The sequence below is a fragment of the Aminobacter sp. DSM 101952 genome (assembly GCF_001424795.1).
Classification (GTDB): Bacteria; Pseudomonadota; Alphaproteobacteria; order Rhizobiales; family Rhizobiaceae; genus Aminobacter; species Aminobacter aganoensis.
This window is the reverse complement of record NZ_LMCL01000012.1, coordinates 185,814-207,352: the sequence shown is the minus strand read 5'-3', so window position 1 is coordinate 207,352 and position 21,539 is coordinate 185,814. Positions and strand designations below refer to the sequence as shown.

The 21,539-nt window shown below is 64.8% G+C and carries 26 protein-coding genes; 9 read left to right on the top strand and 17 right to left on the bottom strand.

Annotated features, from left to right (window positions below; genetic code table 11):
* Positions 1–101: 101 nt before the first annotated feature.
* The 6 genes from pal to ybgC form a co-directional block, all read right to left on the bottom strand.
* Positions 102–611 (bottom strand): peptidoglycan-associated lipoprotein Pal, encoded by a 510-nt coding sequence (gene pal, locus ASC75_RS11155; protein ID WP_055974579.1) that lies wholly within the window; start codon positions 609–611, stop codon positions 102–104.
* Between the two features lie 252 nt (positions 612–863).
* On the bottom strand, positions 864–2,141 hold the full coding sequence (gene tolB, locus ASC75_RS11150; protein WP_244487824.1) for a Tol-Pal system beta propeller repeat protein TolB: 1,278 nt from the start codon (positions 2,139–2,141) through the stop codon (positions 864–866).
* A gap of 76 nt (positions 2,142–2,217) precedes the next feature.
* Positions 2,218–3,279 carry a hypothetical protein gene (locus ASC75_RS11145; protein ID WP_055974574.1) on the bottom strand — a complete coding sequence of 354 codons (1,062 nt, stop codon included), beginning with the start codon at positions 3,277–3,279 and terminating at the stop codon, positions 2,218–2,220.
* A gap of 8 nt (positions 3,280–3,287) precedes the next feature.
* On the bottom strand, positions 3,288–3,746 hold the full coding sequence (tolR, locus tag ASC75_RS11140; protein WP_055974571.1) for a protein TolR: 459 nt from the start codon (positions 3,744–3,746) through the stop codon (positions 3,288–3,290).
* 10 nt (positions 3,747–3,756) lie between these two features.
* Complete coding sequence (gene tolQ, locus ASC75_RS11135) at positions 3,757–4,467, bottom strand: protein TolQ (RefSeq protein WP_055974568.1); 711 nt, start codon at positions 4,465–4,467, stop codon at positions 3,757–3,759.
* 375 nt (positions 4,468–4,842) lie between these two features.
* Complete coding sequence (gene ybgC / locus ASC75_RS11130) at positions 4,843–5,313, bottom strand: tol-pal system-associated acyl-CoA thioesterase (protein ID WP_055974564.1); 471 nt, start codon at positions 5,311–5,313, stop codon at positions 4,843–4,845.
* Between the two features lie 54 nt (positions 5,314–5,367).
* On the opposite strand from ybgC, the gene ASC75_RS11125 reads away from it, so the two are divergent.
* The 3 genes from ASC75_RS11125 (at position 5,368) to ASC75_RS11115 (ending at position 8,401) form a co-directional block, all read left to right on the top strand.
* Entirely contained in the window at positions 5,368–6,618 is a 1,251-nt protein-coding gene (locus tag ASC75_RS11125) for a cellulase family glycosylhydrolase (protein WP_055974561.1), read from the top strand.
* 71 nt (positions 6,619–6,689) lie between these two features.
* Entirely contained in the window at positions 6,690–7,724 is a 1,035-nt protein-coding gene (locus ASC75_RS11120) for a hypothetical protein (protein ID WP_156381201.1), read from the top strand.
* A complete protein-coding gene (locus tag ASC75_RS11115; RefSeq protein WP_055974554.1) occupies positions 7,721–8,401 on the top strand; it encodes a hypothetical protein in 681 nt (226 codons plus the stop codon). The genes ASC75_RS11120 and ASC75_RS11115 overlap by 4 nt, the downstream gene beginning before the upstream one ends.
* Before the next feature lie 78 nt (positions 8,402–8,479).
* On the opposite strand, the gene ASC75_RS11110 is transcribed toward ASC75_RS11115, so the two are convergent.
* The 9 genes from ASC75_RS11110 to ASC75_RS11070 all read right to left on the bottom strand — a co-directional run bounded on the left by ASC75_RS11110 (position 8,480) and on the right by ASC75_RS11070 (position 13,697).
* Positions 8,480–8,971, bottom strand: a complete 492-nt coding sequence (locus tag ASC75_RS11110; RefSeq protein ID WP_055974551.1) for a GNAT family N-acetyltransferase — start codon at positions 8,969–8,971, stop codon at positions 8,480–8,482.
* A gap of 3 nt (positions 8,972–8,974) precedes the next feature.
* Positions 8,975–10,015, bottom strand: coding sequence for a Holliday junction branch migration DNA helicase RuvB (gene ruvB / locus ASC75_RS11105; protein WP_055974548.1), 1,041 nt, complete (start codon positions 10,013–10,015; stop codon positions 8,975–8,977).
* A 40-nt stretch (positions 10,016–10,055) separates the two neighbouring features.
* On the bottom strand, positions 10,056–10,676 hold the full coding sequence (gene ruvA, locus ASC75_RS11100) for a Holliday junction branch migration protein RuvA (protein ID WP_055974545.1): 621 nt from the start codon (positions 10,674–10,676) through the stop codon (positions 10,056–10,058).
* Between the two features lie 13 nt (positions 10,677–10,689).
* Positions 10,690–11,109 (bottom strand): type II toxin-antitoxin system VapC family toxin, encoded by a 420-nt coding sequence (locus tag ASC75_RS11095; RefSeq protein ID WP_055974542.1) that lies wholly within the window; start codon positions 11,107–11,109, stop codon positions 10,690–10,692.
* Positions 11,087–11,356: an AbrB/MazE/SpoVT family DNA-binding domain-containing protein gene (locus ASC75_RS11090; RefSeq protein ID WP_055974539.1), complete on the bottom strand. Its 270-nt coding sequence runs from the start codon at positions 11,354–11,356 to the stop codon at positions 11,087–11,089. Before ASC75_RS11090 ends, ASC75_RS11095 begins: the two co-directional genes overlap by 23 nt.
* Positions 11,357–11,458: 102 nt before the next feature.
* The gene (locus ASC75_RS11085; protein ID WP_055974536.1) at positions 11,459–11,710 is read right to left on the bottom strand and encodes an AbrB/MazE/SpoVT family DNA-binding domain-containing protein; all 252 of its coding nucleotides are present in this window, start codon (positions 11,708–11,710) and stop codon (positions 11,459–11,461) included.
* 59 nt (positions 11,711–11,769) lie between these two features.
* Positions 11,770–12,288: a crossover junction endodeoxyribonuclease RuvC gene (ruvC, locus tag ASC75_RS11080; protein WP_055974533.1), complete on the bottom strand. Its 519-nt coding sequence runs from the start codon at positions 12,286–12,288 to the stop codon at positions 11,770–11,772.
* Between the two features lie 90 nt (positions 12,289–12,378).
* The gene (locus ASC75_RS11075; protein ID WP_055975432.1) at positions 12,379–12,912 is read right to left on the bottom strand and encodes a DUF1465 family protein; all 534 of its coding nucleotides are present in this window, start codon (positions 12,910–12,912) and stop codon (positions 12,379–12,381) included.
* 407 nt (positions 12,913–13,319) lie between these two features.
* A complete protein-coding gene (locus ASC75_RS11070) occupies positions 13,320–13,697 on the bottom strand; it encodes a hypothetical protein (protein ID WP_055974525.1) in 378 nt (125 codons plus the stop codon).
* A 539-nt stretch (positions 13,698–14,236) separates the two neighbouring features.
* Between ASC75_RS11070 and ASC75_RS11065 the strand changes: the two genes are divergently transcribed.
* Positions 14,237–14,788 (top strand): DUF2269 family protein, encoded by a 552-nt coding sequence (locus tag ASC75_RS11065; protein WP_055974522.1) that lies wholly within the window; start codon positions 14,237–14,239, stop codon positions 14,786–14,788.
* A 33-nt stretch (positions 14,789–14,821) separates the two neighbouring features.
* Here the strand turns inward: ASC75_RS11065 and ASC75_RS11060 are convergent, their stop codons facing one another.
* Together ASC75_RS11060 and ASC75_RS11055 are read right to left on the bottom strand one after the other, a co-directional pair.
* Positions 14,822–16,459: an acyl-CoA synthetase gene (locus ASC75_RS11060; protein WP_055974519.1), complete on the bottom strand. Its 1,638-nt coding sequence runs from the start codon at positions 16,457–16,459 to the stop codon at positions 14,822–14,824.
* A 52-nt stretch (positions 16,460–16,511) separates the two neighbouring features.
* Positions 16,512–17,282, bottom strand: coding sequence for a sulfite exporter TauE/SafE family protein (locus tag ASC75_RS11055; RefSeq protein WP_055974516.1), 771 nt, complete (start codon positions 17,280–17,282; stop codon positions 16,512–16,514).
* A gap of 170 nt (positions 17,283–17,452) precedes the next feature.
* Here ASC75_RS11055 and ASC75_RS11050 point away from each other — a divergent pair, with 170 nt between their 5' ends.
* The 5 genes from ASC75_RS11050 (at position 17,453) to ASC75_RS11030 (ending at position 21,477) form a co-directional block, all read left to right on the top strand.
* Positions 17,453–18,106, top strand: a complete 654-nt coding sequence (locus ASC75_RS11050) for a thiamine phosphate synthase (RefSeq protein WP_184117374.1) — start codon at positions 17,453–17,455, stop codon at positions 18,104–18,106.
* Positions 18,107–18,108: 2 nt separating this feature from the next.
* The gene (locus ASC75_RS11045; protein WP_055974513.1) at positions 18,109–19,218 is read left to right on the top strand and encodes a tetratricopeptide repeat protein; all 1,110 of its coding nucleotides are present in this window, start codon (positions 18,109–18,111) and stop codon (positions 19,216–19,218) included.
* Positions 19,219–19,322: 104 nt separating this feature from the next.
* Positions 19,323–19,889, top strand: coding sequence for an elongation factor P (gene efp, locus ASC75_RS11040; RefSeq protein WP_055974510.1), 567 nt, complete (start codon positions 19,323–19,325; stop codon positions 19,887–19,889).
* A 25-nt stretch (positions 19,890–19,914) separates the two neighbouring features.
* Entirely contained in the window at positions 19,915–20,715 is an 801-nt protein-coding gene (locus tag ASC75_RS11035; protein WP_055974506.1) for an inositol monophosphatase family protein, read from the top strand.
* A 72-nt stretch (positions 20,716–20,787) separates the two neighbouring features.
* Entirely contained in the window at positions 20,788–21,477 is a 690-nt protein-coding gene (locus ASC75_RS11030; protein ID WP_055974504.1) for a hemolysin III family protein, read from the top strand.
* The last annotated feature ends 62 nt before the right edge of the window (positions 21,478–21,539 follow it).

Below are 21,539 nucleotides of genomic sequence, written 5' to 3'. Positions count from 1 at the left end.
TCAGGACCGGAGACTTCGGCCAAATTTTGTTTCAAAGGCCCCGATAAGCAAAAGGCGGCCCGAAGACCGCCTTTCGTTCGACTGTGTCGCTATTTGGCCGCTCAGCTGCCGGCGCCGGAGAGCGTCGTGACGGCACGACGGTTCTGCGACCAGCAGGAGATGTCGTCGCAGACGGCGACCGGACGTTCCTTGCCGTAGGAGATCGTCTTGAGGCGGTTCGAGGCAACGCCCTGCGAGATCAGGTAGTCGCGGGTGGCCGCGGCGCGACGGGCGCCCAGGGCCAGGTTGTACTCGCGGGTGCCGCGCTCGTCGGCATGGCCTTCGACCACGATCGCATACTGGCGATACTGGTTCAGCCACTGTGCCTGGCGGCTCAGGATGCCCTGCGCGTCGGCACGAACCGACGAGGAGTCGGTGTCGAAGAAGATGCGGTCGCCGACATTGACGGTGAAGTCCTGGGACGAGCCCGGGGTCGCCGCACCGGCGCCGCCGCCGAGGCCGAGGTCGGCCGCATTGTTGGGGGTCTTCTTCGAGGCGCAGCCGGCGATCGCCAGCGAAGCTACGAGCGCCACGACCACGGGGTTGGTTGCAAATTTCGCGATACGGCGCATCCCGCCTCTCCTTCGCATTCGAGTGATTTCGTTGAACATCCAGTAACCACGTTGCAGTTAACCGGCATTCAAGAAACGTGGTTAAAATTCAGTTTCCGCTCGCCCTTTGCGTCCCCGCAGCGGCTGCAGTCAAACGTGCATTTCGCCGCGCACCCTAGGCGGAAATGCGGCAGAAAGGCGGCGTCATTGGGCATTTGACGCCGCCTGGTCCTTTTGGTCGCGCCTGATGGCGCGTGGTTAACCGGCGGCTGTTCAGTCGAGCAGCGGCGACCAGGCCGGATCGGAGGCGAAGCCCGAGGTCGGGATCGCCTGTTCGTTGCGGCCGGTCAGGTCGACCGAATAGAGCTTGGGGCCGCCGCCGCCGGGTTGGTCGCGGAAGAACATCACGACGCGGCCGTTCGGCGCCCAGGTCGGGCCTTCCTGCTGGAAGCCGGTCGACAGGATGCGTTCGCCCGAGCCGTCGGTCTTCATCACGCCGATCTGGAACTGGCCGCCGGACTGCTTGGTGAAGGCGATCAGGTCGCCGCGCGGCGACCATACCGGCGTCGAATAGCTGCCGCCGCCGAAGGAGACGCGGGTCTGGCCCGAGCCGTCGGCGCCCATGACGTAGATCTGCGGCTGGCCGCCACGGTCGGAGGTGAAGACGACCTTGGAGCCGTCGGGCGAATAGGACGGCGAGGTGTCGATGGCGCTGGAGTTCGTCAGGCGCGTGGTGGTGCGGCTGCGCAGGTCCATCGAGAACACGTTGGAATTGCCGTCGTCGCGCAGCAGGCTCATGATCACCTTCTGGCCGTCGGGCGAGAAGCGCGGCGCAAAGGTCATGCCGGGGAAATTGCCGACGAGTTCGCGCTGGCCGGTCTCGATCTGCAGCAGATAGACCTGCGGCTGGCCGCTCTCGTAGGACATGTAGGTGATTTCCTGACGCGTCGGCGAGAAGCGCGGCGTCATCGCCATCGAACGTCCGTCCGAGAGATAGCGCACATTGGCGCCGTCCTGGTCCATGATGGCGAGGCGCTTCTTGCGCGCGGTCTTGGCGCCCGATTCGTCGATGAACACGACACGGGTGTCGAAGTAGCCCTTCTCGCCGGTCAGGCGCTCGTAGATCGCATCGGCGATGATGTGGGCGATGCGGCGCGAGTTGGTCTTGTTGGCGAAGAACTGCTCGCCGGCGAGCTGCTGGCCGGCGAAGGTGTCCCACAGCCGGAACTCGGCCTTGAGGCGGCCATCGGCCTCCTGGCTGACGCGGCCGGTGACGAGTGCCTGGGCGTTGATGACCTTCCAGTCGTCGAAGCGCGGGGCGACGTCGGGGTTCGAGATCTTCTCGATGAAGGCGCCCTTGTCGATCGGCGCGAACAGGCCCGAGCGCTGCAGGTCAGCGGCGACGATGCCGGCGATCTCGGCGCCCATCGCGTCACTCGACAGGAAGTCGGTGATGGCGATCGGCAGCGGCTCGACATTGCCCTTGTTGACGTCGATCTCGACCAGCGCGCGAGCGGGCAAGGTGGCGAACGCGGTCATGCCGCTCGCCATGGCGCCGATCAGGAGGATCGCTTTGATTACATGCTTCATAAGACAGGCCTCTTAGTTCCGGGTGAGCGCCAGGCGCTCAGAACATCTCGCTTGGGTCGAAGTTGACGATGACATCCGCCCAGGCTTCGTATTTGTCGGCGGGAAGATTGTAGGGGGCGCATTGCAGCACGGCGCGACGGGCCGATTCCGCTGCCGCGCGTTCGATGCCGGCGGCGCCACCGCCGGAGATGATCTCCGGCCGGCCTTCGATCTCGCCGGTCTGGCTCAGCTTGAACTGGACGGAAACCTTGAGCGCGCCGCCATCCATGGCGCCCGCCGGCACGTTCCAGCAACGCTGGATCTGGCCGCGCAGCGCATCCATCTCGCTCTGGCTGAGCTTGTTGCCGCCGGTGTCCTTCTTGCCGCCGAGCGATGCCTGCTCGGTTGAGCGCTTGGCGCCGCCGCCCGAAGGCTTCTGCTTGTTGAGCAGGGCGGCGACCTCGTCGGCGTTGAATTCCTTCTCTTCCGACTTCGGCTTCGACGCGGCCTCCTGGGCCTGCTTGTCGTCCTGCTTGCGGTCGGGCGTCTTGGCCGTCTGGGCCTGGGGCGGCTTGGGCTTGGCTTCGGGCGCCGGCGCGTTTTCCGGCAGCTTCACGGCTTCCGCCTCGGCCTGGTCGTTGACGATCGTCTCGGCAACCGGGTCCGGCTTGACATCCTGCTTGGGCTGCGGCTCGGGCGTCACTTCCGTCGCCGGCACGGGCGTCGGCTTGGGCTCGGCCTGCTTCGCCGGCTCGGGCTTCGGCTTTTCGGCCGGCTTCGGCTCGGGCTTGGGCGAGGGTGGGGGCGCTGCCGCGACGTCGACCTCCTTCTGGGTCGGCTCGGGCGTCGCCGGCTTGTCGCTGTCGATCTTGTTGTCGCCGACATTCTGGGCATCGGGCACGATGTCGGGACGGCTGGTCGGCTTGGGCGCCGGCTTTTCGTTGGCCGGGGCCTTCTTGTCGCCCTTCTGGATCTGGGTGATCGATTCCACCGGCACGATGTCGACCGGGAACGCCTCGACGTCGGCGACTTCGAGGGCGCTGGGCGCCGACAGCGTGAACAGGCCGAAGCCCAGCATCGCTGCATGCAGAACCACAGATGTCGTGAGGCCGGTCTTCATTTTGCGGGCTACTGGTCCTGTTCCTGCAGCGTGACGAGGCCGATCTTGTTGTAACCGGCGGCCTGGATGCGAGCCATGACCTTCATCACCGTGCCGTAGTCGGCGGTCTTGTCGCCGCGCACGTAGATGCGCTCCTCGTAGCCGGCCTTGGCGATGGCGCCGAGCTTGGCGACAACCTCGTCGATCGGAATCTCGGTCTCCTGGATGTGGACCTGGCCGGCTTCGTTGATCGAAATGGTGATCGGCTGCGTTTCCGAGTTCAGCGCCTTGGCGGCCGTCTCGGGCAGGTCGATCGGCACGCCGACGGTCATCAGCGGTGCGGCCACCATGAAGATGATGAGCAGCACCAGCATGACGTCGACGAAGGGCGTGACGTTGATTTCGGACATCAGGCCGTGATGGCGGCCGCGCCGCCGGTGGCCGCGCCCGCCGCGGCCCGAACCGCCCGCGCTAACTGACATACCCATGGTCTACTCCTCAGGCCCGCTGCGCGACTTTTTCATCGATTTGGCGCGAGAGTATGGCGGAGAACTCGTCGGCAAAGCCTTCCATCCGGACGGCGATCTTGCCGGCGTCTGATGACAGCTTGTTGTAGGCGATGACGGCGGGAATGGCGGCCAGCAGGCCGATCGCGGTGGCCAGCAGCGCCTCGGCGATGCCGGGGGCGACGACCGCGAGGTTGGTCGACTTCGAGCCGGCGATGGCCTGGAACGAGGTCATGATGCCGACGACGGTGCCGAACAGGCCGATGAAGGGGGCGGCCGAGCCGATGGTGGCGAGGAAGCCGAGGCGGCCTTCCAGCCGCTCCATCTCGCGCGTCAGCGCCAGGTCCATCGCCTTGTCGATCCGAGTCTGCAGCGCCAGCGGCGACTTGGCGCCCTTCTCGAAGCTCTTCTTCCACTCGCGCATGGCGGAGACGAAGATCGCGCTCATGCCGGTGGTCTTGCGATCCGACAGGTTGCGGTAGAGCTCTTCCAGCGACTGGCCGGACCAGAAGATCTGTTCGAAGCGGTTCAGCGCCGCGCGCATGCGGTTATAGGCGACCAGCTTGTCGACGATGATGGCCCAGGTCCACACCGACGCGCCGAGCAGGCCCAGCATCACCAGCTTGACCACCCAGCCGGCCTGCCAGAACAGCGCCCAGATCGACAATTCCGCGCCGGTCTGGGCGAGAGGTAGGTTTTCCATCGTGTAACAGTCCTTAGATTTCCGAGGCTGGCTTTCGGCCAGCCCTAGCGCATCATCCCGTCGTGGTCCGTTCGCGCGAAGCTTCCGGAAGTGCCCCAAAATGCGCCTTTCGCGGCCTTTTCGGGGCGAAATTTGGTGAAAGGAAGGCCGCTCGGAATCCTTACGACTTTCACTGAGCCCTTAATGGACCGTTATGGTTAAGGATGGGTTAGGAATATGCCGCCGCGCTAACGTGTCGCCATCCGCAGCAAGGCCTGCGGCGGGTTGGTGGCCGGAATCGCCGCCCTGGCGTCACACGATCTTGTGATCGGCGCATCTCTTCGAGGGTGCTGGGCCATGCCAGCAGACATCGGATCGGCGTCGGATGCGACCGCTTCAGGACGCCGCGGGCATGAAGACTTCGATCCAGTCCTTGGGGAAGCGCCTGGGGCGGCCGTTTTCGCCGATGATCGCCGCCTCGACCCTGGCTTCGACCAGCACTTCGTCGCCGCGCTTCAACTGCTGGGCCATGGTGATACGGGCACCCGAAATCTCCACCGTGCGGGTGTCGATCGTCAGCACGTCGTCGATCCGCGCCGAGGCGCGAAAGTCGATCTCCATGCGGCGCACGATCCAGACGATCTTCTCGCCATGCTTGCCGTCGGCGAGCTCGGTGTGGTGGACGCCGGCAAGGCGAAGGAAATCCGAGCGGCCGCGCTCGAAGAACTCGAGATAGCGCGCATGGTAGACGACGCCAGAGAAGTCGGTGTCGGCATAATAGACCCGCGCCGCCAGCCGATGCCCGAATGGCGTCAGCGTACCGGAAAGGCCGGCAGCCAGCGCGTCTTCTTCACCATGATCGGCCATGGGACTTTCCTTTTTCGGGGCTTTTGGGCACCAGTCTTGTCTGTAGCGAACCGGATGGCAGCAATAGTGGCGATGATCAAGACCTCACTCGTGGCGTTGCTGGCGCTGGCGCTGTCGGTCTGCGCGGCGGGCGCGGCGACGTTTTCAATGAAGCGCGGCATCAATCTCGACATCTGGGACACCTGGCCGGACGAGGCCCGCTGGGGCGATGCCGAGGCCATCCTACCGTTTCCCGAATGGCGCAAGCGGCTCGGCGCTGCCGACTTCGAGCAGCTTAAGGCCGATGGTTTCGACGTCGTGCGCATTCCCGTCGACCCTTCGGTCCTCCTGTCGGAAAAGACCGGGGCGCTGCGCGAGCGATTGTTCGAAAGCGTTCTGGAATCGGCCCGGCTCGTCAATGCGGCGGGGCTCAAGGCGGTCGTCGATCTCCATCTCTTTCCCGCCGGCGGCAACCGCAAGATCGGCATGGCCCAGGTCATGGACGACCCTTCCTTGTTCGACGGTTACGTCGACCTTGTCCGCCAGATGGGGCTCACGCTTGCCGGGGAGGACCCGGCCCTGGTCGCATTCGAACTGATGAACGAGCCGGTCGTCGATTGCGAGCCGGGGCAAACCAAGGCCTGGCCCGGGCGCCTCAAGCGCCTCTACGCTGCCGCTCGCGCCTCGGCGACGCGGCTGACGCTGGTGTTGTCGGGCGGCTGCTGGGCCAGTGCCGAAGGTCTCGCGGCCATCGACCCGAAGGACATCCCGGACGACAACGTCATCTGGACCTTTCACAGTTACGCGCCCTTCCTGCTCACCCACCAGGGCGCGACCTGGGCCGGAGACTTCATTCCCTACGTCACCGGGCTGCCTTATCCGCCGCATGCCGTGCCACGCGCCGAACTCGACACCGCGCTCGAGAAGGTCAGGGAAAAGATCAGGTCCGAAGCACCCCTGCTGCGCCGTTCCGGCCTGCTGTCCTATCTCGACGAGCAGGTGGCCACCCTCGACACCAAGGCCAAGCTAGACGCGCTGCTCGATACGCCGTTTCGGCTGGTTTCCGACTGGGCCAGCAAGAACGGCATTGCGCCTGAGAACATCTATCTCGGCGAGTTCGGCATGATCCGCCAGGAGTACGGCAATCCATTCGTCATGCCTGGGTCCTGGCGTGCTGCCTATGTCGGCGACATGATCGCCCGTGCCGAGGCGCATGGCTTTGCCTGGTCGATCTGGGGCTATGGCGGCGCCTTCGGCATCGTCGATGAATTCGAAGGCCGGAAGGCTGAGCCGGGCGTGCTGGAGGCGATCAGGAAGCTGAGGTGAACTTGGGTCCTGATTTCTATCATTGATTGTAGGAATATTTTCTTGTACCATTGCCTTTGTTTGGCGATGGGATGAGCATGACGAACACAAGTGAAGACCAGGCGCTCAGAAAGCTCCGCGCAAGACATGCTGCGCTTGACGTGGACATCAAACTGCTGCGCCTTCGGCTGAAAGCCGGCTTCAATCCAAGCCAACCGCGCGTGCCCGCCGGAGATCCCGACGGGGGGCAGTGGACGGACGGCGGTGGAGGTGCGGGACGCTCGCGGCCGAACCGCAACCCCGGTGGAGTTGGAACGCCGCCCATCAAGACGCCAGGTAGGGATGCCGCGGTGGGCGTAGCGCCAGCACGCGTTGCGACGCGTGCTGGCCCACGACATAGCCCGGCAAATCCCCACGTCCGGCACACGGTGACCCTGGCCGGAGGAAGGCGTTTCGTCTTCCAGACCGAAGGCGCGACACAAACCGTGACGGATGGCGCAGGCAATCCGGTCAGCAAAACGGTGTGGACGCCGACAGGGCCGATGTCCCTGCCTGTGATTCAACGTGTCAATGCGCCGGTTGCTCGGCAAGCTTTCGAGGCGGGGCGGCAGCTCTACAATCACCTTTCGGTTGGCAATACGCGCGACCAGAAGGCGTGCCTTGCATTTACGGCCAAGGAATTCCGGCCGAACGGGTCGTTGCTGACGCCGTTGAGCTTTGTCGGCATACTCTCGCGCGCAGAGACGGAGAAGGTCTGCACCAAGCTCGAACTCGTCCAAAGGCTGTCGGACGAAGCGATGCAGGAGGCCAGGCTCGCCGGGCCGTATTCGAGTGCCACGGTGTTCGGCACGGCAGTGCATACGCGGTTACATAACAAAATCGTAGCTCTCAACGATCCGACCCTAAGGTCGGAACAGTCTTTGCTGAAACGAATCGAGGAGACCGTGATCGATTTCAGCGCGGTGCGCGTCGATGTTTTGGAAGATCGAGATGTTGGCCCGATCTGTGTTTATGATCTCAAAACAGGAAGACGGGGGCTTAGCCGCAGCCGGGCCATCGAGTTTGCGAGGCGGCTTGCCTATCTTGGCCGTCCGATCGTCATCATCGAAGTGAGGCCTTACGAATGACCGCTTCGGAACTCATCAAGCGTCGTCTCGGCCCCGTTCTGAAACGCCATCCGGATCTCGGGATGATCGGCCGCTGGATTGTCATGAAGCCGATCAGGCATGTGCTTCGCGGAATTGTCATGCTGAGCCGTGACCACGATTCCTTCGTCGTCCCCCAATGGGCCGTCACCCATTTCTGCGAACCAGTCGGCAACTTCCCACTCAACTGGGGCGAGCGTCTCTATCGGGACAGCCCAGGTCTTTGGCTGTGGGACGATCCCGATATGCCGGAATACTTCATCTCAAAGCTTGAAAGTGTGGTGCTGCCCATCTTTCGAAGCATCCAGACGCTGGACGATCTGGTCGCCTATGTCGAAACCAAGCCGCTCCCGTATCGCCATTTCGAGATCGACGAACTGCGCGGCGCCTGCCTGCATGCGGCGCGTGGCGATCTGGAGACGGCAAGGGCCAAGCTCGACGATCTCAGGAATGGCCGATCCTTGTGGTGCATTCCAGGCTTTGCCGAAGCGGAAGTGGCGGCGGTCGTCGATGGGCTCGGGCCGGCGCTCGACAAAGGCGACAGGCTTGCTATTGCCCGGCAACTGGCCAACTGGGAAGAAGCGCGCATGGCCAAACTGCCCAAAGGCTTCGCCCGCATCTGGGAGCCGACGCCGTTCCCGGTGGAGCAGGCACTGTAGCGCGGCGGCACGATGCCGAAGCCCAGGCTGTCCGAGAAGGTCTGGTCGCTGCCGCCCTGGAAGAAACGCGGCGTGTGATCAAGATCCAGCGCCCGTGCGGCGTCGCTCGAAACGCTGTTCGCGCACGCCGCCCGACCATTGGTCGCGCTCCTCCTCGGCAACGAGGGTGAAGCCAAAGGACTCGTAGAGATGGCGCGCGGGGCCGAGCCCGGCGAATGTCGTGAGGTAGACGCCTGGAAAGCCTCTGGCGCCGACATGCGCCATGGCCTGTTCCATCAGCCGCCGGCCGAGGCCGGTGCCACGCGCGCCGTCGCTGGTGATGAACCAGCGCAGATGCGCCAGCGGCTCGACTGGCGTGGACGCTTCGATGCTGATCGTGCCCAGCAGGCTGCCATCGTCGGCGTATTCGGCGGCGAAGAAATCCTGGCCTTGCCTGAAGTCGCGCAGGAAGGCCGACAACTCGCCGGCGACCTTGGCTTCGAAGAGCAAGCCGAAGCCCCATTCCCGGGCGTAATATTCGGCGTGCAACCGGACGATGTCGGCTATCACTCCCGGGCGATAGCCGAGCATGTGTCAATCCTCTTCCTGGAACAGGTTGATCTGCTGCACGGACAGCTCCCTCGGCACGTCGAGGCCAAGGTGTTTCCAGGCATTCGCCGTCAGCATGCGGCCACGCGGCGTGCGCTGGATGAAGCCCTGCTGGATCAAATAGGGCTCGATGATGTCCTCGATGGCGTCGCGCGGCTCGGACAGGCCGGCGGCGATGGTCTCGATGCCGACCGGGCCGCCACCGAAATTCGTCGCGATCATCGACAGGTAGCGCCGGTCGAGTTGGTCGAGGCCGAGCGCATCGACCTCGAGCCGCGACAGTGCCTCGTCGGCAATGCGGCGGTCGACCGGACCCGAGCCGGCGACGGCTGCGAAATCGCGGACACGCCGCAGCAGACGGCCGGCAATGCGCGGCGTACCGCGCGCGCGCCGTGCGATCTCGATGGCGCCGTCGTCGGCGAGCGGCATACCGAGAATGCGAGCGCCGCGGCGCACGATCAGTTCGAGTTCCTCGACCGTGTAGAAATTGAGCCGGGTCGGGATGCCGAAGCGGTCACGCAGTGGGTTGGTGAGCAGGCCAAGCCGGGTGGTGGCGGCGACGAGCGTGAATTTCGCCAGGTCGATCTTGACCGAGCGCGCCGCCGGGCCTTCGCCGATGATCAGGTCGAGCTGGTAGTCCTCCATCGCCGGATAGAGGATTTCCTCGACCGCCGGGTTGAGCCGGTGGATCTCGTCGATGAACAGCACGTCGCGTTCCTCGAGATTGGTGAGCAGTGCCGCGAGATCGCCGGCCTTGGCGATGACCGGGCCCGAGGTCGAGCGGAAATTGACGCCGAGCTCGCGCGCCATGATCTGGGCGAGCGTCGTCTTGCCGAGGCCGGGCGGGCCGACGAAGAGCACATGGTCGAGCGCCTCGCCACGCCCCTTGGCAGCCTCGATGAAGATCTTCAGGTTGGCGCGCGCCGCCGCTTGGCCGACGAAATCGTCCAGGGTCTGCGGCCGCAGGCTGTTGTCGGCGTCTTCGCCGCGCTTTTCCGGGGTGATGAGGCGGGTGGGCGTGTTCATGCCTTCGTCCTCGCATGGTGCCTGTCTGCGGGCAAGGCAATCACCGCGCCAGCTCCTTCAGGCCGAAACGGATCAGCTTGGAGGAATCGGCGTCGTCGCCGGCGGTCTTCATGGCGGCGGCAATGGCGTTGGCGGCGATGTCGCGGGAATAGCCGAGATTGACCAGCGCCGAGACCGCATCCGCGATCGGGGCAGGGGCGACACCCTCGCCGAGCTCCTGCTTGAGGCCGATGGTGCCCGAGGCTTCCCCGGCGAAGGCCGGCGCCTTGTTCTTGAGTTCGGTGACGATGCGTTCGGCGACCTTCTTGCCGACGCCGGGCGCACGGCTGACCATGGCGATGTCGCGCAGCGCGATGGCATTGGCCAGATCGGCCGGCGCCAGCGTCGACAGGATGGCGAGCGCCACCTTGGCGCCGACGCCGGGGACGTTGTTTTGCAGCAGCCTGAACCATTCGCGCTCCAGCTCGGACTTGAAGCCGTAGAGGCGGATCATGTCCTCGCGGACATAGGTTTCGATATGGAGGACCGCGGCTTCGCCGGCCCCGGGCAGGGCGGCGAGCGTCCGCGCTGAGCAATAAGCGACGTAGCCGACGCCGTGGACGTCGAGCACGCAATAGTCCTCGCCGATCTCGTCGACGGTGCCCTTCAATTTGCCGATCATGTGCTGCGTTCCGTCATGGATGGGTGTCGGGTGCGATGATGTCGAGGTCGGGGAAGTAGTTGCGGTAGCGCGTGGCGTCGCGCGTCAACAGCCTGTGTCCGGCCACCTGCGCATGCGCGCCGATGAGGAAGTCGGGCAAGGTGCGGTCGTGGGTTCCACCCGAACGCCGGTATCTCGCATGCGCCAGTCCGGCGAGGAAGGCGGCGTCCCATGGGATTTGTTCGCGACGTGGCTTGAGCCACGCCAGGGCGCCTTCGAGGCCTGCTTGGTCGCGCACCGGCGATGCGAGTTCCGACCAGATGATCGGGTTGATCGCGATTTCGCCTGCATGGAAACACACCTCGAGATGCCTCGCGGACCAGCCGCCCCTGAGTTGTTCCGGCAGCAAGACGTCGATGAAGATGTTGGTGTCAACGAGGGTCGAGATCGTCACGCGGCCCCCGCAGCCATTCCATGTAGTCGTCAGCGGTCATGCCACCGAGATCGACCGTACCTGCAACACGATCCAACCATTGCTTGAACTGTTGCGCCCTTTCCTCGGGCGTTTGTGCCGGCCGGATCGGGACGATGCGGGCACCTTCCTGATCGGTCACGAAATCCACCTCCGAGCCGGGCTCGATGCCAAGCCGGTCGCGGATCTCCTTGGGGATGGTCACCTGGCCTTTGGTCGTCACGCGCATGGTAATACCTCGTTGGTATTACTTACGTGTCGTGAGAGAACAAGTCAAGAACATGGCGCTGCCGCGGGTAACGGCTCCAGCGCCAGAACCAGGGGCTCGCCGCTACCGTTCCCTCGCCAGGGCCGACAACTCGTCGGCGCCGGCAGACTGATCGGCAGCACCTTCGAGGCGGTCGAGAATGGCCAGGAACCGGTCCAGCCGGTCGCGGTCGGCCAGCCTGTTGATCTCGTCCTTGGGTACGATGGTGATCTTGCCGCCCTCGATGCCGAAGATCACTTCGGTATTGGCGCCGATACCGAATGTTTCGCGCAGGTCGCGCGGAATCGTCACCTGTCCCTTGCTCGTCACGCGCATGGAATCATCCTTCTCTTACGGGGAAGGCATGTCCCCATGAATGGAACAAGTCAAGAACATCAAGCCTGCGCGGCAAGTGCTGCAAGCCGGTAGGCCGGGCTCTGGCGATGGTGCGCGTGGCAGATGGCGATGGCCAGCGCGTCGGCCGCGTCGGCGGTGTCGAAGCCGGCCTTGGGCAACAGTACCTTGACCATCATGGCGATCTGCTTCTTGTCGCCGTGGCCGACGCCGATCACCGCCTTCTTGACGGCGTTGGGCGAATATTCGGCGACCGCCAGCCCGGCGCGGGCCGGCACCAGCATGGCGATGCCGCGGGCCTGGCCAAGCTTCAGCGTGGCGGTGGCGTCCTTGTTGACGAAGGTCGCCTCGACCGCTGCTTCATGCGGCATCTCGCGATGGAGCACGTCGGCAAGGCCGTCGTGCAACTGGCACAGCCGGCTGGCCAGCGCCGCCTTGCTGTCGGAACGCACCGTGCCGGAGGCGACGAAGCGCAGCGAGTTGCCGAGCGATTCGATGATGCCCCAGCCAGTGCGCTGAAGGCCCGGGTCGATGCCAATGATGCGAATCGTCTCTCTCATCCGCGAACTCTATCTCCACGGATGCAGGACGCCAGAAAAATGTGAACAAAATAGCAACGATCCCCGCATTGGCGAGGACTGTGCCGGCGCCTAGTTGCGGGCGAATGCAGTGTTGAGCAGGCTGATCTGGTCGGAGACGGGGTTGCTGCGGCGCATCGCCTGCACTGGCACGACGGTAGCACCGTTGCCATAGATCTCCTCGTCCATGCGGCGGACATGCGCCTGCAGGCGAAGCGAGCGGCGGACGAGGTCGACGAAATCGGCAGGCAATTCGTTCCAGCCGGCGGCGTCGTCATGGGCGGAAGCGGTGTCGAGGCGTACCTTCGATTTCTCGGAGGCGACCTGGTCGCGGGTCATCTCGCCGGAGTTGGCGGCCCGCTGCAGCAGAAGCCAGGATGCGATCTGCATCAGTCGCGTGGTCAGCCGCATCGATTCGGCGGCGTAAAGCGTGGCGGCAAGCCGCGACAGCTTCTTGGCCTCGACGCGTCCGGCGCCGTCGAGATACTCGGCGGCCTGTTCGACCAGCCCCATGCCCTCGTTGTAGAGAGGCTTGAAGGACGGCGAAAACACCCGCCTTTCGGCGAGCTTGATGGTATTTCCGCTTTCCCTCGAAGGCTCGTTCATCATCGCTACCCTGCAACCCTGATCCGCGTACTGCCCGTCTTTGGCGACGGATTCTGCGCGGTCCGCTCCTATACGCCAAGCCCGATGAAAATGCGCTTCCGCTCATGCGAACGCAAGCGCATGTTTAACAAAGGGTTAACGCGGCGGATTGGAGCGCTTTTGGAGGGCGCTCCACGGACCTGCGCGCGAAAAAAAAGAGCCGCGGAAAAGCGCGGCTCTCAGGAGTTTAACAGGGAGGCGTCAAACAAAGTGGCTCCAACCACTCGGTAAGAATCCAGATGACTGGATACGCACAGTAAACAACTGGAATGCTTAATGGACGCTTAAGGACGTTGCCGATTTGTCGTTGACTGTGCCGACACGGCACAACCCTGCCGTGGAGAACGCCCCGCCGGTGCTGCGCCGACTCACGACTTCCAGACGACCGGAAGTGCTATGACGGCAAACAGCAACATCGCCGCGTAGAAGCCCATCGACGACATCGCGACCACAGGCTCGATCGCGGGATTGCCGCCGAGCAGGAAGAACAGTCCGACCAGAAGTCCGATGCCGCTGATGGCCGTCAGCCAGAAATGGATCTTGGCCAGCATCTTGTCCCGCGCCACGGGGAACAGATGATAGAAGACGGCGAACACCGCCGACATCAGCCAGCCTGCCACCATGGTGTGGGCGTGGACCGGCATCTGCGTGTGGTCCTGGCTGATCGACATGTGCAGGCCGAGCGCCATGCCGGCCAGCGCATAGACGATGGCGAGCGTGAAGAAATTCCGTGCTACCCCTTGCATATCCTTGCTCCGATTGCCTTTTCCCCCCGCAGGGAATGGGTTGGTGACGACGAACAGGTCGGTGCCGGCGCATTAGCACCGGCCGTGTTTCCGCCGCATGCCGCGCTGCTGCACGGCATGCTTCCGGTCTCGTTACATTGGAAGCTGGATCAGCCAGCCGTTGCCTCCCCGCGGCCGGGTTCCGGATGCGCGCCGTCCCCATGGCGCATGTGAAACATACCATGCCTTCCGGCCCGTTGCCCAACCGTCGCCATGTCCGGCGATTGGAATTTCCGCAGTTTTCCGGGGTCTTTCGCCTCAGTCCGGCCAGCGGCCGGCGCCCGTGCTGTAGAGACCCCTCCAACTCGTCCGCCTGGAGCCCGGCAGTCATGTGGATCAGCCAATGCGTCAACCTCTCGGACGGGTCTGCCGAAACATTCGGCGATCCGCGCCGACACAATGGCGAAACAGCGCCGGTGCTATTTGCCGCGCCGAAAATCAGCGTCGCCAGAGAGATGGGTTGCCGCGTTTTCGGGAAACCGGATTGGAAAGGTTCGGAGATGGATTTGTATTCTCTCGTCAAGCTGCTGCATGTCGTGGCGGCCGTGCTCTGGGTCGGCGGCGGCTTCGCGCTCATGCTGCTTGCGGCGCGGGCCGACCGTGCCGGCGACACCCAGGGCATGCTGCAGGTGATGCGTTCGGTCGGCGAACTCGGCAACCGGCTGTTCATGCCGGCATCGCTGGTCACGCTCCTGCTCGGGCTCGTCATGTGCTGGTTCTGGGTCGGCTTCCGCGATCTCTGGATCGTCATCGGCCTTGCCGGCTACGCAACGACCTTCCTGGTCGGTACATTGGTGTTCAAGCCGTCGGCCGACCGCATGTCGGCGCTCATCGCCCGCGAGGGCGTCACGCCCGCCGTTCTCGACCAGGGCCGGCGCATCCTCAAGGTGGCGCGCTTCGATTATGCGGTGATGCTGGTCATCGTCGCCGACATGGTGCTCAAGCCGACAGCGGCGGACGTGCCGATCCTGCTCGCCATGGCCGCCGTGCTCGGCCTTGGCCTGTGGGCCGCTTTCGACGGGCTGCGGCCGGCCCCCGCCGTCTCGGCCTGACGGGCGAAACGGCGCTGGGCGCTGGGGCTCCGGTCATCCCCTGGCCATGTCGCGCAGGCGGAATTTCTGGATCTTGCCGGTCGATGTCTTGGGGATCTCGGCGAAGATCACCGCCTTCGGCACCTTGAAACGGGCAAGCAGGCCGCGGCAGTGCTCGATGATCTCGGCTTCCGTCGCTACCTTGCCCGGTTTCAGCTCGACATAGGCAACGGGCACCTCGCCCCACTTGTCGTCGGCGCGGGCGACCACGCCGCAGGAGGCGACAGCCGGGTGCTTGTAGAGCGCGTCCTCGACCTCGATCGACGAGATGTTCTCGCCGCCCGAGATGATGATGTCCTTGGAGCGATCCTTGAGCTGGATGTAGCCGTCGGGATGCATCACGCCGAGGTCGCCGGAATGGAACCAGCCGCCGGCGAAGGCCTCGTCGGTGGCCTTCGCGTTCTTGAGATAGCCCTTCATGACGATGTTGCCGCGGAACATCACCTCGCCGATGGTCTCGCCATCGTCGGGCGTCCGCTCCATCGTCTCGGGATTCATGACCGTCAGGCCTTCGAGTGCGGCATAGCGCACGCCCTGCCGCGCCTTCTTCGCCGTGCGCGGATCCTTGTCCAGCCCGTCCCATTCGCCGTGCCACTCGTTGACGACGGCCGGCCCATAGGTCTCGGTCAGGCCGTAGAGATGGGTAACGGCGAAACCGGCATCGGCCATGCCAGACAGCACCGCCTCGGGTGGCGGGGCTGCTGCCGTGTTGAAGGTCACCGCCTGCGGAAAGCTGCGCTTTTCTTCGTCCCTGGTGTTGATCAGCAACGACATGACGACAGGCGCGCCGCAGAGATGGGTGACGCCATGGTCGGCGATTGCCGCGTACATCTGCCCGGCGCGCACCCAGCGCAGGCAGACATGAGTGCCGGCCTGGACCGCGAGGGTCCAGGGAAAGCACCAGCCGTTGCAGTGGAACATCGGCAGCGTCCAGAGATAGACGCAGTGCTTGCCCATGCTGGCATGGATGGTGTTGGAATAGGCCATCAGCGCGGCACCGCGATGGTGGTAGACCACGCCCTTGGGGTTGCCAGTCGTGCCGGAGGTGTAGTTGAGCGAAATGGCGTCCCACTCGTCGTCGGGCATCGACCAGGCAAAGGTCTCTTCGCCCGAGGCAACGAACGCCTCGTAGTCGAGGCTGCCGATGGGTTCGCCCTTGGGGTAGGGGGCATCGGCGGGATATTCGGGATCGTCATAGTCGATGACCAGCGGCTTGACGGTTGCCAGCGCCAGCGCCTCCCTGACCACGCCGGAGAATTCGCGGTCGACGATCAGGAGCTTGGTCTCGGCATGGTCGAGCTGGAAGGCGATGATCGCCGCGTCGAGCCTGGTGTTGAGCGAATGCAGCACGGCCTTGGTCATCGGCACGCCGAAATGCGCTTCCAGCATCGGCGGCGTGTTGGACAGCATCACCGTCACAGTGTCGCCCTTGCCGATGCCCTTGGCTGCAAGGGCCGAGGCGAGCTTCAGCGAGCGGCGCCAGAAATCGCGGTAGGTCAGGCGCTGGCCGCCATGGATGATCGCGACATGGTCGGGAAAGGTCTTGGCGGCACGTTCGAGCAAGGTCAGCGGCGTCAGCGGCTGGTGATTGGCGGGGTTCTTGTCGAGGTTTTCCTCGTATGGCCGACCCATCGGTGTTCTCCCTGATCTACCGGATCAAGATAAGAGACTGGCTGCTTCGCCCTCAAATGAATTCGGCGATCCCGTCATAAAGCAGCTTCAGCGCGACGATTGCCACCGTGGCGTAGGTGAAGGGATAGAAGATTTCCGGCCGCATCCGCCTGACGAGCCAGGCGCCGGCAAGCGTCGCCAGCGGGGCAATCGGCATGAGGACCAGCGACGCGGTGAGGTTGGCGGTATCGAATTGTCCGAGGGCGAAATAGGGGACCAGCTTGATGGCGTTGGTCACCGCGAAGAAGATGACGCTGGTGCCGGTCAGCACCTTGGGGTCCATCCGCAGCGGCAGCGTGTAGACCTGGAAGGGTGGACCGCCGACATGGGCGACGAAGCTGGTGAAGCCGGCGATCAATCCCCAGAAGGCGCCGGCGATGCCATTCGGCTCGGTCTTGTGGTCGGCGCCGTGGCGCAGGCTGGTGTAGATCCAGCGGGCAACGAAGATGAAGGCGATGGCGCCGACGATGAAGCGTACGTTGTCGGCGGTCACCACCGAAGCCATCAGCCAGCCGATGCCGATGCCGACGATCGATCCCGGCAGCATCTGCCAGAGGATCGTGCGGTCGAAGACGCCGCGCCAGCTCCACAGCGACACGACGTCCATCAGGATGAGGATGGGAAGGAGGATGGCGGCGGCCTGCACCGGCGACATCACCAGTGCCATCAGCGGCACGCCGACGAATCCGACGGCACCGCCGAAGCCGCCCTTGGACAAGCCGACGAGAATCACCGCCGGCACCGCCGCCGCGTAAAACCACGGATCGAGCAGAAGCGAAATCATGGACAGCCGCCTTTCGCGTCCGCAATAGCCGCACGGCAGCGTGTTGGCGAGTGCTGCGCCAATCTTTTCATATGCTTGGGTTCAGCTGCCTGTCCTGTTCAACGGCGGCACTTTGTTCTATGCCCCAATGCAAACATGATCGCCTTGCATAGGCGTCAAGCACCGGATCGATGAACATGAACCCAAACACGCCGCCCAATCGCTGCCGCATCGTGCTGATTGCGCCGCCCTCGGTGCCGCCGCAGGATGTCGAGGCCGCACTTGCCGGTGGCGACGTCGCTTCGCTCATTCTCCCCGCCGAGGGCGCCGATGAGGTGTCGTTCCAGGCCTTCGCCGAAAAGGTTGCCGCAGCGGCACGCGAGGCCGGCGTGGCCGTGGTCGTCGCCGGCGACACCCGCGTCGCCGGCCGCATCCATGCCGATGGCATCCATGTCGAGGGCAAGAAGGCGGATCTCGCCGAGGCCGTCGAGCATTACCAGGAGCGCATGATGGTCGGCGTCGGCGGCGCCAAGACGCGCGACGACGCGCTCGAACTGGGCGAGGAGCGTCCCGACTACATCTTCTTCGGGCGGTTCGGCTACGACAACAAGCCCGACCCGCATTCGCGCAATCTCTCGCTTGGCCAGTGGTGGGCCGAGATGATCGAGATCCCGTGCATCGTCATGGCCGGTTCGGACCTCGCCTCCGTCGGGGTGGTGGCTGCGACGGGCGTGGAATTCGTCGCGCTGTCGTCGGCGGTGTTCGGCGAAGGCATCGATCCGCGCGAGGCGGTGGCTCGCGCCAATGCGCTGCTCGACGAGACGGCGCCGCATTTCGAGGGTTGACGATGGACCGTTCGCGCTTCCTTGCCGCACTTCTGTGCCTGGGTTTCGGGCTCGAGCCCGCGATTGCCGTCGAAAGCGCGCCGGTCACACCGTCCGACCAGGGTGCGGTTCCTTCGCTTGGCAAACCTGTCGACATCGTCGACCCCAGTCGCTTCGGACCCGCGCCGACGCCGGAGGCGATCCCTGCCTTGCAGCCGGCTCCCGCTGCTCCCGGTGTGCCGGATCTCGGCGCCAATCCGGCGACCAGGGCGCCCGACGGCATCGATCCCAACCGTTTCGGCGGCAAGCACTCGGACGAGGCCTATGGCGCCTTCCAGCGCGGGCTCTACAAGACGGCCTACAATCTGGCGCTGCCGCGGGCCGAAGCGGGTGACTCCGCTGCCCAGACGCTGATCGCCGAGATCCTGTCGCGCGGCCTGGGCGTGGCGCGCAACGATTCCGAGGCGGCCAAATGGTACGAGCGCGCCGCCGAGCAGGGCGTTCCCGAAGCCCAGTTCCAGTATGCGCTGCTGCTGCTCGACGGAAAATACGTCACCCGCGACGACAAGGCTGCCAACGCGCTGATGCAGGCGGCGGCCGAGGCCGGCAACCGGCTCGCCCAGTTCAACTATGCCCAGATGCTGGTGCAGCGCGAGCCCGGCGGCCGGGGCCTGGAGAAGGCCGTGCCCTATTACGAACGGGCCGCGGCGACCGGACTTGCCGACGCGCAATATGCGATGGCCCAGGTGCTTGCCAACGGCGTCGGCGGCAAGCTGCGCGACGACAAGCAGGCGCGCATGATGCTCGTGCGCGCGGCGCGCCAGAACTATGACACCGCCCAGTTCGATCTTGGCCTGTGGATGGCCGACGGTCGCGGCGGCGACCGCGACCTGAAGTCGGCCTTCGGCTGGATGAAGCTCGCCGCCGACAGCGGCAATGTCGCGGCGCAGAACCGGCTTGCCAAGTTCTACATGGGCGGCATCGGCATCGATCCCGATCCGATCCTCGCCGGGGCGTGGTACATCAATGCCCGCCGCGCCGGTCTCAACGATCCCGAGATGGACGACTTCCTGCGCGGCCTGACCGACGTCGAGATGAAACAGGCGCTGGAGCGCGCCAACCGCATCCGCTGAGATCAGCGATAATCGCGACTTCTCTTGCCTAAAAAGCCATTTTGTGGTCTTGGAGGCGCCGATAGCGCCCCTTCCGGCGCAAACCTCTCTTCCGGAATCCAATCATGGCCAAGATCAACGGCAACGAAATCCGTCCCGGCAACGTCATCGAGCATGACGGCGGCCTCTGGGTGGCGGTCAGGACCAATCACGTCAAGCCCGGCAAGGGCGGCGCCTACAACCAGGTCGAGCTGAAGAACCTCATCAACGGCACCAAGCTCAACGAACGCTTCCGCTCGGCCGAGACGGTCGAAAAGGTCCGCCTCGAGCAGAAGGACTTCTCGTTCCTGTACGAACAGGGCGACGCGCTGGTGTTCATGGACACCGCAAGCTACGAGCAGCTCGAACTGCTCAAGGATTTCGTCGGCGACCGTGCCGCCTTCCTGCAGGATGGCATGATGGTCACGGTCGAGCTCTATGACGAGCGCCCGATCGGCATCGCGCTGCCCGACCAGGTGGCGCTGACGATCACCGAGGCCGACCCGGTGGTGAAGGGTCAGACGGCCGCTTCGTCCTACAAGCCGGCCGTGCTCGAAAACGGCGTCCGCGTTCTGGTGCCGCCCTTCATCTCGTCGGGCGAGCGCATCATCGTCGATACCAACGAGATCACCTACGTCCGCCGCGCGGATTGAGCACGGCAACGGAGAGTTCCAGATCATGGCGCGTTCAGCGATCCTAAATGTCATGGTGCAGGCCGCCATGAAGGCCGGCCGCTCGCTGGCTCGCGACTTCGGCGAAGTGCAGAACCTGCAGGTCTCGCTCAAGGGCCCGGGCGACTATGTCAGCCAGGCCGACCGCAAGGCCGAAGACATCCTGTTTGCCGAGCTGTCGAAGGCCCGTGCGGGCTACGGCTTCCTGATGGAAGAGCGTGGCGTCGTCGCCGGCGAGGACGACCAGCACCGCTGGATCGTCGATCCGCTCGACGGCACCACCAACTTCCTGCACGGCATTCCGGTGTTTTCGATTTCGATCGCGCTGGAACGCCAGGGCCAGATCGTCGCCGCGGTGGTCTACAACCCGGCGATGGACGAGCTCTACACCGCCGAACGCGGTGGCGGTGCCTTCCTCAATGACCGCCGCCTGCGCGTCTCGGGCCGGACTAAGCTTTCGGATGCGGTCATCGGCTGCGGCGTGCCGCATCTCGGCCGCGGCCACCACGGCAACTTCCTGCTCGAACTGCGCAACGTCATGGGCGAAGTCGCGGGCATCCGCCGGCTCGGCTCGGCGGCGCTCGACCTGGCCTATGTCGCTGCCGGCCGCATGGACGGCTTCTGGGAGACGGCGCTGTCGCCCTGGGACGTCGCAGCCGGCATCCTCCTGGTGCGTGAGGCCGGTGGCTTCGTCTCCGACGACAAGGGTGGCCAGGACATGCTCGATGGCGGCTCGATCGTCGTCGGCAACGAGACCATCCACCGCGCGCTTCTCAAGACCCTGAAGAAGCCGGTCACGCCGCGCTGATCCGCCGCGCGGCGCGCTGCTTGCGCTTCGTGCCTGCGCCTGCCCATATTAGGGAGGGCGCAGGGACGAACGATGACGGACAATCTCCGCAAGCCTGAGACAGCTGTGCCCTTCATCGGGCGCTACAGCCATTCGCGTGCCGAACTCATCGCCGACGGCGTGGTCCACGCGATCGGCATCCTGCTCGCCGTCGGCGCCGGTTCGGTGCTGCTTTCGATCTCCGCATTCTACACTGCCACCGGCGAGTACCTCGCCGCCGTGGTTTTCGTCGTGGCGCTGCTGACCGTGCTTTCGGTGTCGTGCGCCTACAATCTGTGGCCGATCTCGCCGGCCAAGTGGGTGCTGCGCCGCTTTGACCATGCCGGCATCTATCTGCTGATCGCCGCCACCTACACGCCGTTCCTCGTCCAGCTCGACGATCATGTCACGGCCGGCTGGATGGCGGGCATCGTCTGGTCGGCGGCCATCGCCGGCATGGCGATCAAGCTGTTCCTGCCCGGCAGGCTCGACCGGCTGGCGATCGCCTTCTACCTCGCCATGGGCTGGAGCGGCGTCGTCATCCTGCGGCCGCTGGTGGCAACGCTGCCTTCGGCGACGCTGTGGCTGCTGTTTGCCGGCGGCATGGTCTATTCCTGCGGCGTGATCTTCTATGCCTGGCAGCGGCTGCGTTTCCAGAGCGCGCTCTGGCATGGCTTCGTCATCACCGGGGCGGGCCTGCATGTCGCGGCGATGATCGACCTTCTGGTGGTCGCGCGGCTGTGATCGCGGGACGATGCGCGCCACGAAGCGCAAGCGTCTTTCATTTTCGTCACATTTCCGCTTAC

Coding starts and splice junctions, on each gene's coding strand:
- ASC75_RS11090 (WP_055974539.1), bottom strand. CDS start 11,356: ATGCGCGTGACGACCAAAGGCCAGGTGACCATCCCCAAGGAGATCCGC.
- pal (WP_055974579.1), bottom strand. CDS start 611: ATGCGCCGTATCGCGAAATTTGCAACCAACCCCGTGGTCGTGGCGCTC.
- tolQ (WP_055974568.1), bottom strand. CDS start 4,467: ATGGAAAACCTACCTCTCGCCCAGACCGGCGCGGAATTGTCGATCTGG.
- ruvC (WP_055974533.1), bottom strand. CDS start 12,288: ATGAGAGAGACGATTCGCATCATTGGCATCGACCCGGGCCTTCAGCGC.
- efp (WP_055974510.1), top strand. CDS start 19,323: ATGGCCAAGATCAACGGCAACGAAATCCGTCCCGGCAACGTCATCGAG.
- ASC75_RS11120 (WP_156381201.1), top strand. CDS start 6,690: ATGAGCATGACGAACACAAGTGAAGACCAGGCGCTCAGAAAGCTCCGC.
- tolB (WP_244487824.1), bottom strand. CDS start 2,141: ATGGCGAGCGGCATGACCGCGTTCGCCACCTTGCCCGCTCGCGCGCTG.
- ASC75_RS11055 (WP_055974516.1), bottom strand. CDS start 17,282: ATGATTTCGCTTCTGCTCGATCCGTGGTTTTACGCGGCGGCGGTGCCG.
- ruvA (WP_055974545.1), bottom strand. CDS start 10,676: ATGATCGGCAAATTGAAGGGCACCGTCGACGAGATCGGCGAGGACTAT.
- ASC75_RS11050 (WP_184117374.1), top strand. CDS start 17,453: ATGAACATGAACCCAAACACGCCGCCCAATCGCTGCCGCATCGTGCTG.
- ASC75_RS11125 (WP_055974561.1), top strand. CDS start 5,368: ATGGCAGCAATAGTGGCGATGATCAAGACCTCACTCGTGGCGTTGCTG.
- tolR (WP_055974571.1), bottom strand. CDS start 3,746: ATGGGTATGTCAGTTAGCGCGGGCGGTTCGGGCCGCGGCGGGCGCGGC.
- ASC75_RS11145 (WP_055974574.1), bottom strand. CDS start 3,279: ATGAAGACCGGCCTCACGACATCTGTGGTTCTGCATGCAGCGATGCTG.
- ASC75_RS11115 (WP_055974554.1), top strand. CDS start 7,721: ATGACCGCTTCGGAACTCATCAAGCGTCGTCTCGGCCCCGTTCTGAAA.
- ASC75_RS11110 (WP_055974551.1), bottom strand. CDS start 8,971: ATGCTCGGCTATCGCCCGGGAGTGATAGCCGACATCGTCCGGTTGCAC.
- ASC75_RS11060 (WP_055974519.1), bottom strand. CDS start 16,459: ATGGGTCGGCCATACGAGGAAAACCTCGACAAGAACCCCGCCAATCAC.
- ASC75_RS11030 (WP_055974504.1), top strand. CDS start 20,788: ATGACGGACAATCTCCGCAAGCCTGAGACAGCTGTGCCCTTCATCGGG.
- ASC75_RS11045 (WP_055974513.1), top strand. CDS start 18,109: ATGGACCGTTCGCGCTTCCTTGCCGCACTTCTGTGCCTGGGTTTCGGG.
- ASC75_RS11070 (WP_055974525.1), bottom strand. CDS start 13,697: ATGCAAGGGGTAGCACGGAATTTCTTCACGCTCGCCATCGTCTATGCG.
- ASC75_RS11085 (WP_055974536.1), bottom strand. CDS start 11,710: ATGCGCGTGACGAGCAAGGGACAGGTGACGATTCCGCGCGACCTGCGC.
- ASC75_RS11075 (WP_055975432.1), bottom strand. CDS start 12,912: ATGAACGAGCCTTCGAGGGAAAGCGGAAATACCATCAAGCTCGCCGAA.
- ASC75_RS11035 (WP_055974506.1), top strand. CDS start 19,915: ATGGCGCGTTCAGCGATCCTAAATGTCATGGTGCAGGCCGCCATGAAG.
- ruvB (WP_055974548.1), bottom strand. CDS start 10,015: ATGAACACGCCCACCCGCCTCATCACCCCGGAAAAGCGCGGCGAAGAC.
- ASC75_RS11065 (WP_055974522.1), top strand. CDS start 14,237: ATGGATTTGTATTCTCTCGTCAAGCTGCTGCATGTCGTGGCGGCCGTG.
- ybgC (WP_055974564.1), bottom strand. CDS start 5,313: ATGGCCGATCATGGTGAAGAAGACGCGCTGGCTGCCGGCCTTTCCGGT.